The organism is Immundisolibacter cernigliae (genome assembly GCF_001697225.1).
Taxonomy (GTDB): domain Bacteria; phylum Pseudomonadota; class Gammaproteobacteria; order Immundisolibacterales; family Immundisolibacteraceae; genus Immundisolibacter; species Immundisolibacter cernigliae.
Genome location: NZ_CP014671.1, coordinates 725,009 through 739,137 on the forward strand (window position 1 = coordinate 725,009; position 14,129 = coordinate 739,137).

Sequence of the window (14,129 nt, forward strand, 5' to 3'; positions counted from 1 at the left end):
CGATGACCGGAACGCTGACCTACGGCGCCGACACCATCCGCTACGAAGTGCGCTTTCTGGCATCGAGGCGAACCCTGGCTATCGAGGTCCACCCTAACAGCCGCGTGTTGGTACGCGCGCCGGTCGATTGCCCCGAGGCACTGATTACTGAGCGGGTGCAGAAACGGGCCGCATGGATCAGCCGGCAACTGGCCGAGTTCGGGCGCTACCGGCCCCGCACGCCGGCAAGGCAGTACGTCAACGGGGAATCGCATCTCTATCTCGGCCGGCAGTACCGACTAAAGCTGATCTCGGGGGAGGCAGCCAGCGTGACAAAATCGCAGGGAGCGATTCTGGACGCACGAAGTGCGCCGGCAGGGGGCGCGCCAGGGATGGCGCGCATCAAACTCACGCGCGGCCAGCTTCTGGTCATGCTGCGCGGCGAGTCGGGGGCTGAGCGCGGCCCGGATCAAGTCAGGGCACTCCTGCATCGCTGGTATCTCGACCGCGCACGCGCCGTATTCACCGAAGTGCTGGACGCCAGCCTGCTCCACTTCAAGAACGTCGAGCAGCCGCGCCTGATCGTGCGCGCCATGCAATCCCGCTGGGGCAGTCTGTCGCGTGCTGGTTCCATGACGTTGAACGTCAACCTGGTGCGCGCGCCCCGGCCGTGCATCGAGTATGTGGTGATCCACGAGCTTTGCCACACCAAACACCGCGACCACGATGCACGCTTTTTCAAGCTGCTCGGGCAAGTGATGCCCGATTGGGAACAGCGCAAGCAGCGGCTGGAAGCGGCGCTGCTGTGAGGGGCATCAGGAGGCGGACGGTCAGGCTTCGCCGGCCGGGACCCGGCGTGTCGCAGCGGACTGCGCCCAAGGCAAACGCACCTCGGCCACCATCACGAACCGTCCGCCGGGCGCATCAGCAGGCGCAGCGTGAGTGGCGGCAGCACCACCGGCTCGACCGGTTTCTGCAACCGGTAACCCTGTTTGGCGAACTCGGCCTCGATGTCGCCCTCGGCAAGCAGGTCGGGAATCGCCTCGTTGAACAGGTCCACCAGCCCGCGCTGCGTTTCCAGCGCCACGAATCCCACGTTCACCTGCAGCGGGTGCCGGTAGCCGCTGTCCTGCAGCGCGCTGTCGGGGTGTGCCAGTCGGTAGGCATCGAACTGCGGCCCTTCCACCAGCGCCGCATCGCCAGCGCCTTTCTCGAGCGCCGCCAGCACGCCGGCCTGCAGCATCGGCACATGCACCACGCCTGGGCGCAGCACGCCGCCGCCGTGGGCGAGCAGCAGGTTATCCGCCAGGCTGTTCTGCTCGGCCAATAGCCGCAGGCCGCGCAGCTCATCCAGGCTGCTCACGGCGCGCTTGCCCGCACCCAGCACGATTCGAAAATCGACCGAACGGTACGGCGCCGTGTGGATGGGCGTGCCAAGCGTCACGAAGCGGCGAGTGCCGTCCGGCAGCACCAGTGGGTACTTGTCCGTCAGTGGCACGCGCAGGCCGTCGCTGACCAGCGGATAGCCGCCCGCCAGCTGACACACGCCGGCAGACAGCAGACCGTTGACCTGCGCTGCCGGGGATGCGTCGGCGTCGTCCTCGACCTCGTACCAGACGATTTCCAGCGGGCGGCCGAGCCAGTCCGCCACCTGCCGGGCGACGGCAAGATCGATCCCGCCGCGCGCTTCGGATGACAGCGGCGGCGATCCGCTTTCGAGGCACACCTTCAGGCCCTGGCCCATGCCAAAGGCCGGCCCGGCAAACAAGGCCGCCGCGCAGGCGGGGCCGCGCAGCCAATTCCGTTTGTCGATCATGGCTTGCGGGCCTGCCGGGCCTGCTGCGTCGCCACCACGTAGGCGAACAGGGCATCGACATCCTCGTTCGTCAGGATGTCGTCGTGGGCCGGCATGCCGTCGTTCTTGCCGTGCATGACCGACTCGCGAAAGCGCTGCGGATCATCCGGCGGAAACTGGCGCAGGTCGAAGGACCCTGCCCCGCTGCTTTGCAGCTCGGGGCCGTGGCACTGCCGGCACATCTGGAAATACAGTTGCCCGCCAAGCTCGATCTGGGCCGGGTCCGGCACCGCGTATGCGATCGAGGCCGCTAAACCCAACACTGCGGCGCCGTGGACCGACCGCCTCACTGTGCGCCCCCGGCCGGCAGCCGAAACACCGTCAGACTGCCGCCCTTGGGCACCTTGGCCAACTCCGGATGCGGCAGGTACAGCGCCAGCAGGCCGCCGATGCCGCTCATCACCGCCACGTACTGCTGGCCGTCGAGCTCATAGGTGATCGGCGGGCCGATGATGCCGGACGCCGTCTTGTGGCTCCACAGCAGCTTGCCGGTGCGGGCGTGGTGGGCCACCAGTTCGCCGGTCATCAGGCCCGTGAACACCAACTCGCCGGCCGTGGACAGCGTGCCGCCATTGGCCGGGGGGTCGTACGGCACCTGCCACACGCGCTTGCCGGTCAGCGGGTCCACTGCCCGCAGGTAACCGAGCGGTGGGCCTCCTTCCGGCAGGCGAAAGGAAAAATCGGCCGCCACGAACATCATGCCGCGCCGCCAGGAAGCATTCAGCAGCTTGTACTTCATCGACAGCTCGAAACCGTTCAGGTACACCAGACCGGTGTTCGGGTTGAACGAGGCCGGACCCCAGTTCTTGCCGCCGATGTTCGACGGCCAGATCACCTGTTCCTCACCGGCCAGCACGGCCTTGGCCGTGTCAGACAGGATCGGCCGGCCGGTCTTCGGTTCCAGGCCCTTGGCCCAGTTCTGGTTGTCGATGAACTGATTGGCCCGCAGCAGCTCGCCGGTGGCGCGGTCGATCACGTAGAAGAAGCCATTGCGGTTGGCGTTCAGGATCACCTGACGGGTCTTGCCGTCGATCTGGAGGTCGGCCTGGATCAGCTCGTTGACGCCGTCATAGTCGAAGGTGTCGTTCGGGATGTACTGGTAGTGCCAGACGAGCTCGCCGGTCTTCGGGCGCAGCGCCACCACGCTGTCGGTGTACAGGTTGTCGCCCGGGCGTACGGTGGCGTTCCACGGACCGGGGTTGCCGATGCCCCAATAGACCAGGTCGAGCTTCGGATCGTAGGAGCCGGGCAACCAGGTGGCGCCGCCGCCGTGCAGATAGGCGTCCCCTTCCCAGGTCTTGCCGGCCGGATCGTCCGGCCCGGCGGTGGTCCAGAAGCGCCACAGTTTCTTGCCGGTGCTGGCGTCGTAGCCGTCCAGAAAGCCGCGCACGCCCATGTCGCCGCCGGCCACGCCGGCAATCACCACGCCATCGGCCACCAGCGGCGCGCCGGTCATGGTGTAACCGTCCTGCCAGTCGGCGGCCTGCACGCTCCACACTTCCTGGCCGGTTTTCATGTCCAGCGCGAGCACGCGGTTGTCGAGCGCCTGGCGGATCAGCTTGCCCTCGTAGAGCACGGCGCCGCGGGCGATCATGCCGCAGCACACCACGCGGGCCATGCGCTTCTCGAAACTCAGATCGTGCCGCCACAGCTGCTTGCCGGTGCGGGCGTCGAAGGCAAACGTGCTCTTGTGGGTGATGGCGTAGATCACGCCATCGTGGACCAGCGGCTGAGCCTCCTGGCCGCGGTCGTCGTCCAGGTTGGCAGTCCATGCCGGGGCGAGCTTGTCGACGGTTTTGGCGTTGATCTGATCCAGCGGGCTGAAGCGGTTTACGTTCAGGCCCATGCCGTAGGTGACCACGTCCTGCGTGTTGACGGCGTCGGCCAGCAGATCGTCCCGGGTCGGCGCAGCGGCCGAAGCTGCGCCGCCGACCAAGACCGCCAGGGCGCCGATCAAGAATTGCCGCACGCGCATGTGGGTCTCCTCCCCGAGTTTCGTTTTCAGAATGCGGACTGGCGCATTTTCGCACCTCCCGCCGCGCGCCCGGCGCCGAACCGCCAAACCGTGGCAGCCTGCAGGCAGCCCCCCGAGCCACCGCCGTAGCGCAGCACACGCCGCCACGGCGCATCAAGGCGGCGCAGGTCAATGGTAGCCGCTGGCTTGCAGGGCGGTGTCGCCACCGCACGGTAGCGTTGATCTGGGGGTAGGCCGCCGCAAGTCGCGAAGTGCTCGCTTATGCCGTGTCAGTGGCGCATGAGGACCGCGCACCACGCTCGCTCGCTGCGTGAGAGAGCGCAAAGGCATTGCTTCTTCGCATGAATTGATTTGTAATTGCGAATCACTCGTATTTATATTAAAAACCATCCACCACGACCATGACTGACAGCCATCGCCCGCCGCTCGAACGACCGACCGACGATGCGAATTGCGCACCGCCCCGCTACACCAGCGAGCAATTGTTTGGCGGGATGCGCCACGTGGTGATCGTGCATGGCACGCGGGAATACAGCCTGCGCCTGACCGCCACCAACAAGCTCATTCTCACGGCCTGAGCAATGCGCATGACCGCTCGTCTTGGCAGCGCGCAAGCAGTGCATGAGGGCATCGTTGGCGCCGGCTGCGCCATCGTCTTGCATGCGCTCGCGGCCTGTCTGCTGCTGCGCCAGGTCCCGCAGGTGCCATCGACGGCACCGCAGATCATCCAGATGAGTCTGATCGCTGAACCTCAACCGGAACCACGCCCGGCGCCGCAATCCCCAGCCCCGCAGCCGGCTGCGGCACAAGCGGCGAAGGCGCCACCGATCCCCAGCCCACAGCCGCAACCACAGCGCCGCCCGGCACCCAGACCGTTGGTGGCGAAACCGATGCCATTAGCCCCGGCGCCGACCCAATCCGTCCCCTCCGCACCCGCCCCGACAGCTGTATCCGCCAGCGTTTCGGATGCCCCGGCGGTCACGGCACCCGCCGCCACGACGGCGCCCGTGGAAGTGACCCAACCGCGCTTCGATGCCGCCTATCTGAACAACCCGGCGCCGCCCTATCCTCCGCTTTCGCGTCGCCTGGGTGAACAGGGACGCGTCCTGATGCGGGTCTATGTCGATCCCAACGGAACACCGACCCAGGTCGAGTTGCGCCAATCGAGCGGCTCGCAGCGGCTCGACACTGCCGCCGAGACGGCCGTGCGGCGCTGGCGCTTCGTCCCTGCCCGGCGCGGGAGCGACGCGGTGGGTGCCTGGGTTCTGGTGCCCATTTCATTCAATCTGAGGAATTCCTGATGGAGCAAACGCTCGGCATTGCCCACTTTCTGTCGCACGTCGACGGCGTCGGCCGGTTCTTGCTGATCATCCTGCTGGCGATGTCGCTAGCCACCTGGTACCTGATCGCGACCAGGACCCTGTCCAGCTGGCGCATGGCGCGTCAGCGCCGGCAGTTCATGGTCGTATTCCAGCAGGCCCATGGGCTCGATGAACTGGGTGACTTTGTGCGGGCGCGGGGTGCCGAAGAGCCGTTCTCGCACCTAGCCGCCCAGGGCCTGGCGGCGGCGCAGCAGTACGCCGCACGCACCGGCCAGCGGTTGATCGAATCCGTGCCGCCCGACGAGTTCCTGACGCGTGCCCTGCGCCGCGCCATCGAGCAGGACACCGCCCGTCTGGAGTACGGCCAGACGGTGCTGGCTTCGGTGGCCTCGGCAGCACCCTTCGTCGGCCTGTTCGGCACCGTATGGGGCATTTACCACGCCCTGCTGGCGATCGGCATGAGCGGCCAGGCCAGCCTCGACAAGGTGGCCGGCCCGGTCGGCGAGGCGCTGATCATGACCGCACTCGGTCTTGCCGTCGCCATTCCGGCGGTGCTGGCCTACAACGCCATTGCCCGCAGCAACCGCCTGTTGCTGGCCGAACTCGACGGCTTCGCGCACGACCTGTTCGCCTTCATGTCGACCGGCATCCGCTCCACTCCGACACGCCGGGAGCCGACCCCGGCACAGCCTGCGGCGCCGGTGAGCCGATTGATCGAGGAGTCCGCCTGATGGCCTTCGGTGGCTTCGGCGACCAGGGCCGGCAACGGCCGACGGCGGAAATCAACATGATTCCGCTGATCGACGTGATGCTCGTGCTGCTGGTGATCTTCATCGTCACCGCACCGCTGCTCACCCACGCCGTGCGCGTGGACCTGCCGCAGGCCAGCAGTGCGCCGGCGCCGGCCGATCCGCAGGCGATCGACGTCAGCATCGACGCCCAGGGCCAGACCTTCTGGAACGCCGAACCGGTGACTGAAGAGGAGCTCGCCGCCCGCCTGGCCGCCGCCGCGCAACACCAGCCGCAGCCGGAGTTGCGCCTACGCGCCGACGGCGCCGTGGCCTATCGCAAGGTAGCGCTGGTGATGGCCGCCGCCGCCAGCGCTGGACTCGAGCGCATCGGTTTTGTCACGACCCCCAAGAGGGAAACGCCATGACCTGATCCTTTCCGCCTGTCGATCACCAAATCCAGCCAGCCAGCCCATGCATGCCAGCCAGCTCCACCATCCGAACCCACCCCGGAGCACTCCATGCAATGCGCGAAACCCCACCGGACCACGCCGGCTGCAACCCCGATTCACGCCTCAAGAAATGCCCTGCCACTGGGCGCCCTGGTCACCGGCATGCTGCTGGCGCCGATCGGGGCTCTGGCCGCGAACGAGACCACCTTGCCGCAGATCACCGTCCAGGACGACCGCCTCGACGACACGCCCGAGGGCTACCAGGGCGGCACGACCCGCGTCGGTAAGACCGATCAGCTGGCCAAGGACGTGCCGCAGGCGGTGACCATCGTGTCGCAGCAACTGATCGAGGAAACCAACGCCAATACGTTGAAAGAAGCCCTGCGCCACGTCAGCGGCCTGACCTTCAACGCCGGCGAGGGCGGCCGCATTGGCGACAACATGATGCTGCGCGGCTTCTATTCCTTCGGTGACCTGTACCTGGACGGCATCCGCGACGTGGCCCAGTACAACCGCGAGACCTTCAACCTGGAACAGGTGGACGTGCTGCGCGGCTCGGCGGCCATGCTGTTCGGCCGCGGCCAGGCCGGCGGCGTCATCAACCAAGCCAGCAAACAGCCGCTGGCGGAAAACCGCAACGAGGTAGCGCTGACCGGTGGCACCGACACCTATCGGCGTGGCACGGCGGACATCAACTACGTGCTCGGTCAGCATGTGGCCACGCGGATCAACATCATGAAGACCGACGCCGGCAGCACCCGCGATCACGTCGAATCGGAACGCGAGGGCGTGGCGCCGAGCATCGCCTTCGGCCTGGGCACCGACCACCGCCTGACGCTCGCGCACTACTACCTCAAGACCGACAACACGCCGGACTACGGCGTGCCGTATTTTGAGTTGCGTCCGCTGGACGTACCCAAGGACCGCTTCTACGGCACCACCGACGACTACGAGCGCAACCGCACCAACATCAGCACGGCGACTTACGAATTCAGCATCACGCCCGACGGCAGACTGCGCTCGGTGCTGCGACATGCCGACTACACGCGCGACCTGTGGGGCGTGGCACCGCGTTTGGCCGCCGGTGCCACGTCTGCAAGCATTGCCAACGGCACCGCCATCGTGAACCGCAACCGGCAGGCGCGTGGCGGCGAGGAGAAAACCTGGACCAGCCAGACCGACTTCACGACCAAGTTCTCCACCGGCCGTTTCGAGCATGAGGCCCTGATTGGCCTTGAGTTGCTGGACGAGGAAGCGGGGCGCTGGTCGTACAACGCGATAGCCGGCTCGGTAGCGCCCCCAACCACGGTCGGCAACCCGGACGCCTCGCCGCTGTTGCCGGCCAGCTACGGCAACCGGGTCAAGAACGGTGTCGTCACCTACGAGGGCTTCACCTGGGCGCCCTACGTGCAGGATATGGTGCAGATAATGCCCGGCTGGAAGCTGTTTGCCGGCGCCCGCTGGGATGACCTGGACGCCGACTACAGCACCGGCGCCCAAGTCGAATACGGCGAATGGAGCTACCGGGCCGGCGTTTCGCACCAACCGACCGACTTCCAGCATTACTACTTCGCCTGGAGCGATTCGTTCAATCCGACCTCGGACCTGTATCAGTTCACGCCCACCACCGCGGTGTTCCCGGCCGAGCGCAGCCGCACCCTGGAGCTGGGCGCCAAGTGGGAGTTGCTCGAGGGCGATTTGTCGTTGCGGGCCGCGGTCTACCGTACCGAGAAGGCGTGGGAGCGCAACACTGATATCGAAACCGCCGCCAACAACCCGTTGCTGACCCGGGAGCGTCACACCAGCGGCTTCGAGCTGGAGGGCGCCGGCAGGCTGAGCGAGCGCTGGGAGCTGTTCGCCGGGCTGGCGCTGATGAGTCCGCGCATCGACGAGGCCCGTCCGGGCGGCAACCCCAACGTCGAGGGCGTGCGGCCACGTAACGCGCCCAACTACACCTACAACCTGTGGACGACCTACAAGCTCGACCACGGCTGGAAGATCGGCGGCGGCGTCGAGGCCAAGGGCGAACGTCTCGCCTACGGCATCGGCGGTGGCAGCGCGTCGATCACGCCCAACAAGGTGCCGTCGTACCAGCGCTGGGATGCCATGGTCGCCTACGAGCAGCGGCGCTACGAAATCCGGCTGAACGTACTGAACGCCTTCGACAAGCGGTACTACGAGTCAGTCTACGAGAACGGCGGGCATGTGGTGCCCGGCACCGGTCGGGCCGTACAGCTGGTAACGGAACTGAAGTTCTGAAACGGGGCCGCAGGGCCGGCCAAAGGTCGGCCCTGCGGATGTGTCGAGGACGTGAACGCCATTGAATCTGGCTTGCGTCGCAACCACGAACGGAGATGCCGTGCTGCTGACAGTCCCACAGGTGCTGGATCGTGAAACAGTCCTGGAATGCCGGCGGCTGGTGACCGAAGCCGACTGGGTGGACGGGCGCGACACTGCCGGCACCCAGTCGAGCCAGGTCAAGAACAATCGGCAACTGCCGGAAGATGCGCCTGCCGCGACAAGCGCCCGCGCCCTGGTGCTGCAGGCATTGAGCACGAACGCGCTGTTTTTCACCGCCGCGCTGCCCAAGCGCATCTACCCGCCGCTGTTCAACCGCTACGAGGGCGCCAACAACGCCTTCGGCAGTCACATCGACAATGCCATCCGCACCCATCCGGCCAGCGCCCGCCACGTGCGCTGCGACCTGTCTGCCACGCTGTTTCTGTCGGACCCGGACAGCTACGACGGCGGCGAGCTGGTAATCGAGGACAGCTTCGGCAGCCAGCGGGTCAAGCTGTCAGCAGGTGACCTGGTGCTGTATCCGGCCTCGAGCGTGCATCGCGTCGAGCCGGTCACCCGCGGCGCCCGCCTGGCGTGCTTCATGTGGATCGAGAGCATGGTGCGCGAGACCGAGCGTCGCCGCCTGCTGTACGAGCTCGACATGGCCATCCTGGCCCTGCGCACCGACACCGACGACAGTCCGGCCGTGGTGCGCCTGACCGGGTGTTACCACAACCTGCTGCGCATGTGGGCCGAGGTCTGATCACGAAAGCCGGATCATCACGCCGCATGTCGGGCCTGCAACGGCGGGCGCTTGCACTGCGCTGGCGGGTCGACGGTCCGGATGGACGCGACCTGCCGGCCATCGCCAAAGCCTGACGCAGACCCGACCCCGAACCGCGGCGACGGCCAAAGATTCAAGCGATCGATGCGTTGGGACGTCCATGCCCCAATGGGCGCCCTTAAAGAATGTAGCGGCTCAGGTCCTGATTGCCGGCCAGATCCTTCAGGCGCTGGTCGACGTAGGCGGCATCCACCGTCACCTGCTGGCCGCCGCGGTCGGGCGCCGCAAAGGACAGGTCCTCCAGCAACCGCTCCATGACCGTGTGCAGGCGGCGGGCGCCGATGTTCTCGGTACGCTCGTTGACCTCGAACGCGATCTGCGCCAGCCGCTGCACACCGTCCGGTTCGAATTGCAGCCTGACGCCTTCGGTGGCCAGCAGCGCCGTGGCCTGCTCGGTGAGCGCCGCGTCGGTGTCGGTCAGGATGCGCACGAAATCCTCGACCCGCAGCGATTCGAGCTCGACGCGGATCGGCAGCCGGCCCTGCAGCTCCGGAATCAGGTCCGAGGGCTTGCTCAGGTGAAACGCGCCGGACGCGATGAACAGGATGTGGTCCGTGCGCACCTGGCCGTGCTTGGTGGTGACGGTGCTGCCCTCGATCAGCGGCAGCAAATCGCGCTGCACGCCCTCGCGCGACACCTCCCCCCCGCTGCCGCCACCTTGGCCGCCGCCGCGCTGGGTGATCTTGTCGATCTCGTCGATGAACACGATGCCGTTCTGCTCGGCATTGGCGACGGCGCTGCGCTTGATGTCGTCGTCATTGACGAACTTGGCGGCTTCCTCGTCGGTCAGCAGGCGCAGCGCCTCGTCCACCCGCACCTGACGCCGGCGCGTGCGCCGCCCGCCCATGTTCTGGAACATGCCCTGCAACTGCTGGGTCAGTTCCTCCATGCCCGGCGGGGCCATGATCTCGACGCCGACCTGCGGCAGGCTGACTTCGATCTCGACCTGCTTGTCGTTCAGTTGCCCTTCGCGCAGGCGCTTGCGCAGTTTCTGGCGCGTGTCGGCGCTGCTGTCCTGCGCAGCCCAGGCGTCCTCGCTGCGCGAACCGGGCAGCAGCAGGTCCAGCACGCGCTCCTCGGCGGCGTCTTCGGCGCGGTGGCGCACCCTGGCCAGTTCCTGTTCGCGGGTCTGCTTGACGGCCACGTCCATCAGGTCGCGGATGATGGACTCCACGTCACGCCCGACGTAGCCGACCTCGGTGAACTTGGTTGCCTCGATTTTCAGGAACGGCGCCCCGGCGAGGCGCGCCAGGCGGCGCGCGATCTCGGTCTTGCCGACGCCGGTCGGGCCGATCATCAGGATGTTCTTGGGCGTGATCTCGTGCCGCAGCGGCTCGGCCACCTGCTGACGGCGCCAGCGGTTGCGCAGGGCAATCGCCACGGCACGCTTGGCGGCGTCCTGGCCGATGATGTGCTTGTCGAGTTCCTGGACGATTTCGCGTGGGGTCATGGACATGGCGGGTGGGCCTCAGGCGCCCAGTTCCTCAAAGGTGAATTCGCGGTTGGTGTAGATGCAGATGTCGGCAGCGATGCCCAGCGCCGCCTCGACGATCTGCCGCGCATCGAGCTGCGAGTGATCCAGCAGCGCGCGCGCCGCGGACTGGGCAAAGGCGCCACCGGAGCCAATGGCCATCAGGCCATCCTCGGGCTCCAGCACGTCGCCGTTGCCGGAGATGATGAGCGAGCTTTCCGCGTCGGCCACCGCCAGCATGGCTTCCAGTCGCCGCAGCAGGCGGTCGGTGCGCCAGTCCTTGGCCAGCTCCACGGCCGCGCGGGCGAGCTGGCCGGAGTGTTTTTCCAGCTTGGCGTCGAACAGCTCGAACAATGTGAAGGCATCCGCCGTGGCGCCGGCAAAGCCGGCCAGCACCCTGCCGTGGTGCAGGCGGCGCACCTTGCGCGCGCCGCGCTTCATGACCATGTTGCCCAGCGTGACCTGGCCGTCGCCGCCCAGCACCACCCGGCCATTGCGCCGGACGGACAGGATGGTCGTGCCGTGAAAGGCTTCCATGCGGTTTCCATCGTTGTGTCGTAAGAAGCGGCGATTTTACCCGCCGCCCGCGCCGCCTCAGTCTGGTACGACCGCCAGCGCCGCGTCGAGTTGCTGCAGCGGCGTGTGGAAGTGCGGCGAGAAGCGCACCCCACCGCCACGCGGCGCGCATACCACGCCCGCTTCACTCAAGCGGCGGTGCAGCGCCGCGTTGTCGATGCCGCGATGGCGAAAGGTGACGATGCCGCTGCGACGCTCGACGCGCGGGTCACCGAGCAGCTCCAGGCCGGGCGCGGCGCTGATGCGTTCGATCAGATGAGCACTGCGTTCCAGCAGGTCTGCCTGCACGCCTGGCATGCCGTATTCCTCAAGCAAAGACAGGCTGGCCTCCAGGCCGTGGGCGCCCAGCAGGTTCGGGCTGCCGCACTCGAAGCGCCGCGCGTCGTCGGCTGGCTGCCATTCGGTCGCGTCGAAATCGCCGGCCTGGCGCGTCATGTGCCAGCCGTACTGGTACAGCGTCAGGCGCTCGCGCCACTGCGGGCGGACCCACAGCAGCGCCAGGCCCTCCGGCCCCAGCATCCACTTGTGACCGTCCGCCATCACGAAGTCGGCCTGGACTGCTTCGACGTCGAAGGCCAGCGCACCCAGGCTCTGGATGGCGTCCACGCACAGCGCCACGCCGCGCCTGCGGCAGGCCGCGCCCAGGCGCTCCAGGTCCATGCGCAGGCCGTTGCCGTACTGCACGGACGACACCGTGAGCAGGCGCGTGCGGTTGTCGATCAGGTCCAGCAAGGTCTGCTCGGGATCCCTGGCGCCGGTCAACTGCGCCACCCGGCACTGCACGCCAAGCCGCGCCAGCGCCTGCCAGGCAATCCGATTCGACGGGAACTCCTCGGCCGCCAGCACCAGGTTGTCGCCGGCCTGCCAGGGAAAGCCGAAGGCCACCACCGAGATCGCCTCGGAGGTGTTCTTCAGCAGCGCAACGTCCGGCGCCTGCGCACCGATCAGCCGCGCCAGGCGCTCGCGCAGCCGCCGCTCGACCTGCAACCAGCGTGGATAGTGGCGCGCCCCATCGCGGGCATTCTCGGCCGCAAAGCACGCCACCGCATCGGCCGTGCGCCGCGGCCACGGCGCGACCGCGGCGTGGTTCAGGTAGATCAGGTCGGGAGCGAGGTTGAATTCGGCAGCAAGGTTCATGTCGGGCCATCCCGGCGGGAGTCGTGGGTCCAGTATCGCCCGCGACCGTTCGCAAGGGCGTACCCGGTGCGCTTCAGAGTGGCTTCACGGCGACCGGCCTGAACGAAACGCGGCACAATCCGCGGCGCCTTTTCTCGACTGTGTCGAGCATCGGCAGACGTGCTGATCGCGGCCGACAGACCAAGGACAACGATGACCGAAACTTCCCGGTCGCTGCAGGCGCAGCTCGACGCACAGCCGTTCAGACGCCTGCAGTGGCAGGTCGTGGGCCTGTGCTGGCTGGTCAACATCCTGGACGGCTTCGACCTGCTGGCCATTTCCTTTGCCGCCCCGACGCTCGCCAAGGCGTGGCAGCTGGACCCGCGCACGCTGGGCATCGTGTTCAGCAGCGGCCTGCTGGGCATGACCGTCGGCTCGCTGCTGCTGGGACCGGCCGCGGATCGCATCGGCCGCCGGCGGATGATCATCCTGGCGACCGCCGTGCTGGGTCTGAGCACGCTGGCCACCGCCGCTGTCACCAGCGTGCTGCCCTTGATCCTGCTGCGCGGCGTCACCGGGGTGGCCATCGGCGCCCTGCTGCCGAGCCTCAACACGCTGGTGGCGGAATACACGCCGGATCGGCGCAGAAACCTGGCCATCAGCTTCATGCACCTGGGCTACCCGGTCGGCGGCATCGCCGGTGGCTTTCTGGCCAGCCGGCTCATTCCTTCCGCCGGCTGGGAGGCGGTGTTCGTCGTCGGCGGCCTGTTCACCCTGGCGACGCTGCCCGTGCTGCTGCTGGGCCTGCCCGAGTCGCTGCACTACCTGCTCAGGCAGGATCGACCCCGGTCGCGGGCCGCCGCCGACAAACTGGCCGCCAGGCTGGGCATCGACCTTGCCGCTGCCGGCGCCCAAGCGGATGCGCTCGGCACATCGAGCGTGCGCGAGGTGCTGCGCGGCCGCTGGCTGGCGCCCGGGCTGGCGCTGTGGGGCTGCTTTTTTCTGGGCAACCTGACGCTGTATTTCCTGCTCAACTGGACCCCGACCGTACTGGTCGAAGCCGGACTGCCGGGCGAGCAGGCCATTCGCGCGGGAATGATGCTGAATCTGGGCGGTGGCCTTGGCATGCTGTACTTGGGCCACATGTCCGCGCGCTGGTCGATCTACACCATGATGAGCGCCTTTTTTGCGCTCGGCGGACTGCTCATCATGGCCCTGGGTCAGGCCGGCAAGGCCACCGACCTGCTGTTCGCGCTCACCATCCTGGCCGGCTTTTTCTCACTGGGCGGCCTGATCGGCCTGTATTCCCTGGCCGCGCGCCTGTATCCGGCGTCGAGCCGCGCCACCGGGATTGGACTCGCCATCGGCGCCGGGCGCTTTGGCGCCATCCTCGGCCCGTACCTGGGTGGCGTCCTGATCAGCCTGGGCTGGCCGATGGGCCGCTACTTCGCGCTGCTGGCGCTGCCGCTGATGGCAGTGGCGGCATTGCTATGGCGCGTGCGAGCGCCGCCCGGCGCCTGAGCGGTCCCGA

14 protein-coding genes are annotated in these 14,129 nt (G+C 67.5%); 8 read left to right on the forward strand and 6 right to left on the reverse strand.

Features of this window, described 5'->3' with window-relative positions; all coding sequences use genetic code 11:
* Positions 1-2: 2 nt before the first annotated feature.
* Complete coding sequence (locus tag PG2T_RS03425; protein ID WP_068807661.1) at positions 3-788, forward strand: M48 family metallopeptidase; 786 nt, start codon at positions 3-5, stop codon at positions 786-788.
* A 92-nt stretch (positions 789-880) separates the two neighbouring features.
* On the opposite strand, the gene PG2T_RS03430 is transcribed toward PG2T_RS03425, so the two are convergent.
* The 3 genes from PG2T_RS03430 to PG2T_RS03440 are packed head-to-tail and all read right to left on the reverse strand — an operon-like array spanning position 881 to position 3,809.
* Positions 881-1,795: a substrate-binding periplasmic protein gene (locus PG2T_RS03430; RefSeq protein WP_068802837.1), complete on the reverse strand. Its 915-nt coding sequence runs from the start codon at positions 1,793-1,795 to the stop codon at positions 881-883.
* Positions 1,792-2,064 (reverse strand): c-type cytochrome, encoded by a 273-nt coding sequence (locus PG2T_RS03435; protein WP_083214729.1) that lies wholly within the window; start codon positions 2,062-2,064, stop codon positions 1,792-1,794. Before PG2T_RS03435 ends, PG2T_RS03430 begins: the two co-directional genes overlap by 4 nt.
* Before the next feature lie 56 nt (positions 2,065-2,120).
* Positions 2,121-3,809: a PQQ-dependent dehydrogenase, methanol/ethanol family gene (locus tag PG2T_RS03440; RefSeq protein WP_068802839.1), complete on the reverse strand. Its 1,689-nt coding sequence runs from the start codon at positions 3,807-3,809 to the stop codon at positions 2,121-2,123.
* Between the two features lie 401 nt (positions 3,810-4,210).
* On the opposite strand from PG2T_RS03440, the gene hemP reads away from it, so the two are divergent.
* The 6 genes from hemP (at position 4,211) to PG2T_RS03465 (ending at position 9,354) form a co-directional block, all read left to right on the forward strand.
* Positions 4,211-4,387: a hemin uptake protein HemP gene (gene hemP / locus PG2T_RS15720; protein ID WP_083214730.1), complete on the forward strand. Its 177-nt coding sequence runs from the start codon at positions 4,211-4,213 to the stop codon at positions 4,385-4,387.
* Between the two features lie 429 nt (positions 4,388-4,816).
* Positions 4,817-5,110 (forward strand): energy transducer TonB, encoded by a 294-nt coding sequence (locus tag PG2T_RS16210; RefSeq protein ID WP_158513137.1) that lies wholly within the window; start codon positions 4,817-4,819, stop codon positions 5,108-5,110.
* Positions 5,110-5,862, forward strand: coding sequence for a MotA/TolQ/ExbB proton channel family protein (locus tag PG2T_RS16805; protein ID WP_068802840.1), 753 nt, complete (start codon positions 5,110-5,112; stop codon positions 5,860-5,862). Before PG2T_RS16210 ends, PG2T_RS16805 begins: the two co-directional genes overlap by 1 nt.
* Positions 5,862-6,287, forward strand: coding sequence for an ExbD/TolR family protein (locus PG2T_RS03455; RefSeq protein WP_068802841.1), 426 nt, complete (start codon positions 5,862-5,864; stop codon positions 6,285-6,287). The genes PG2T_RS16805 and PG2T_RS03455 overlap by 1 nt, the downstream gene beginning before the upstream one ends.
* A gap of 93 nt (positions 6,288-6,380) precedes the next feature.
* Positions 6,381-8,570, forward strand: coding sequence for a TonB-dependent receptor (locus PG2T_RS03460; RefSeq protein WP_068802842.1), 2,190 nt, complete (start codon positions 6,381-6,383; stop codon positions 8,568-8,570).
* Positions 8,571-8,670: 100 nt separating this feature from the next.
* Entirely contained in the window at positions 8,671-9,354 is a 684-nt protein-coding gene (locus PG2T_RS03465) for a Fe2+-dependent dioxygenase (RefSeq protein ID WP_068802843.1), read from the forward strand.
* Between the two features lie 199 nt (positions 9,355-9,553).
* Here the strand turns inward: PG2T_RS03465 and hslU are convergent, their stop codons facing one another.
* The 3 genes from hslU to PG2T_RS03480 are packed head-to-tail and all read right to left on the reverse strand — an operon-like array spanning position 9,554 to position 12,619.
* Entirely contained in the window at positions 9,554-10,885 is a 1,332-nt protein-coding gene (hslU, locus tag PG2T_RS03470; RefSeq protein WP_083215004.1) for an ATP-dependent protease ATPase subunit HslU, read from the reverse strand.
* An 18-nt stretch (positions 10,886-10,903) separates the two neighbouring features.
* Positions 10,904-11,443 carry an ATP-dependent protease subunit HslV gene (gene hslV / locus PG2T_RS03475; protein ID WP_068802845.1) on the reverse strand — a complete coding sequence of 180 codons (540 nt, stop codon included), beginning with the start codon at positions 11,441-11,443 and terminating at the stop codon, positions 10,904-10,906.
* Between the two features lie 57 nt (positions 11,444-11,500).
* A complete protein-coding gene (locus PG2T_RS03480; RefSeq protein WP_068802846.1) occupies positions 11,501-12,619 on the reverse strand; it encodes an aminotransferase class V-fold PLP-dependent enzyme in 1,119 nt (372 codons plus the stop codon).
* A 192-nt stretch (positions 12,620-12,811) separates the two neighbouring features.
* On the opposite strand from PG2T_RS03480, the gene PG2T_RS03485 reads away from it, so the two are divergent.
* Entirely contained in the window at positions 12,812-14,119 is a 1,308-nt protein-coding gene (locus PG2T_RS03485; protein ID WP_068802847.1) for an MFS transporter, read from the forward strand.
* Positions 14,120-14,129: the final 10 nt, after the last annotated feature.

Excerpts from the sequence above, each read along its gene's own strand:
- PG2T_RS03430 (WP_068802837.1), bottom strand. The coding sequence starts at position 1,795 with ATGATCGACAAACGGAATTGGCTGCGCGGCCCCGCCTGCGCGGCGGCC.
- hemP (WP_083214730.1), top strand. The coding sequence starts at position 4,211 with ATGACTGACAGCCATCGCCCGCCGCTCGAACGACCGACCGACGATGCG.
- PG2T_RS03460 (WP_068802842.1), top strand. The coding sequence starts at position 6,381 with ATGCAATGCGCGAAACCCCACCGGACCACGCCGGCTGCAACCCCGATT.
- PG2T_RS03425 (WP_068807661.1), top strand. The coding sequence starts at position 3 with ATGACCGGAACGCTGACCTACGGCGCCGACACCATCCGCTACGAAGTG.
- PG2T_RS16805 (WP_068802840.1), top strand. The coding sequence starts at position 5,110 with ATGGAGCAAACGCTCGGCATTGCCCACTTTCTGTCGCACGTCGACGGC.
- hslU (WP_083215004.1), bottom strand. The coding sequence starts at position 10,885 with ATGACCCCACGCGAAATCGTCCAGGAACTCGACAAGCACATCATCGGC.
- PG2T_RS03440 (WP_068802839.1), bottom strand. The coding sequence starts at position 3,809 with ATGCGCGTGCGGCAATTCTTGATCGGCGCCCTGGCGGTCTTGGTCGGC.
- hslV (WP_068802845.1), bottom strand. The coding sequence starts at position 11,443 with ATGGAAGCCTTTCACGGCACGACCATCCTGTCCGTCCGGCGCAATGGC.
- PG2T_RS03480 (WP_068802846.1), bottom strand. The coding sequence starts at position 12,619 with ATGAACCTTGCTGCCGAATTCAACCTCGCTCCCGACCTGATCTACCTG.
- PG2T_RS03485 (WP_068802847.1), top strand. The coding sequence starts at position 12,812 with ATGACCGAAACTTCCCGGTCGCTGCAGGCGCAGCTCGACGCACAGCCG.
- PG2T_RS03455 (WP_068802841.1), top strand. The coding sequence starts at position 5,862 with ATGGCCTTCGGTGGCTTCGGCGACCAGGGCCGGCAACGGCCGACGGCG.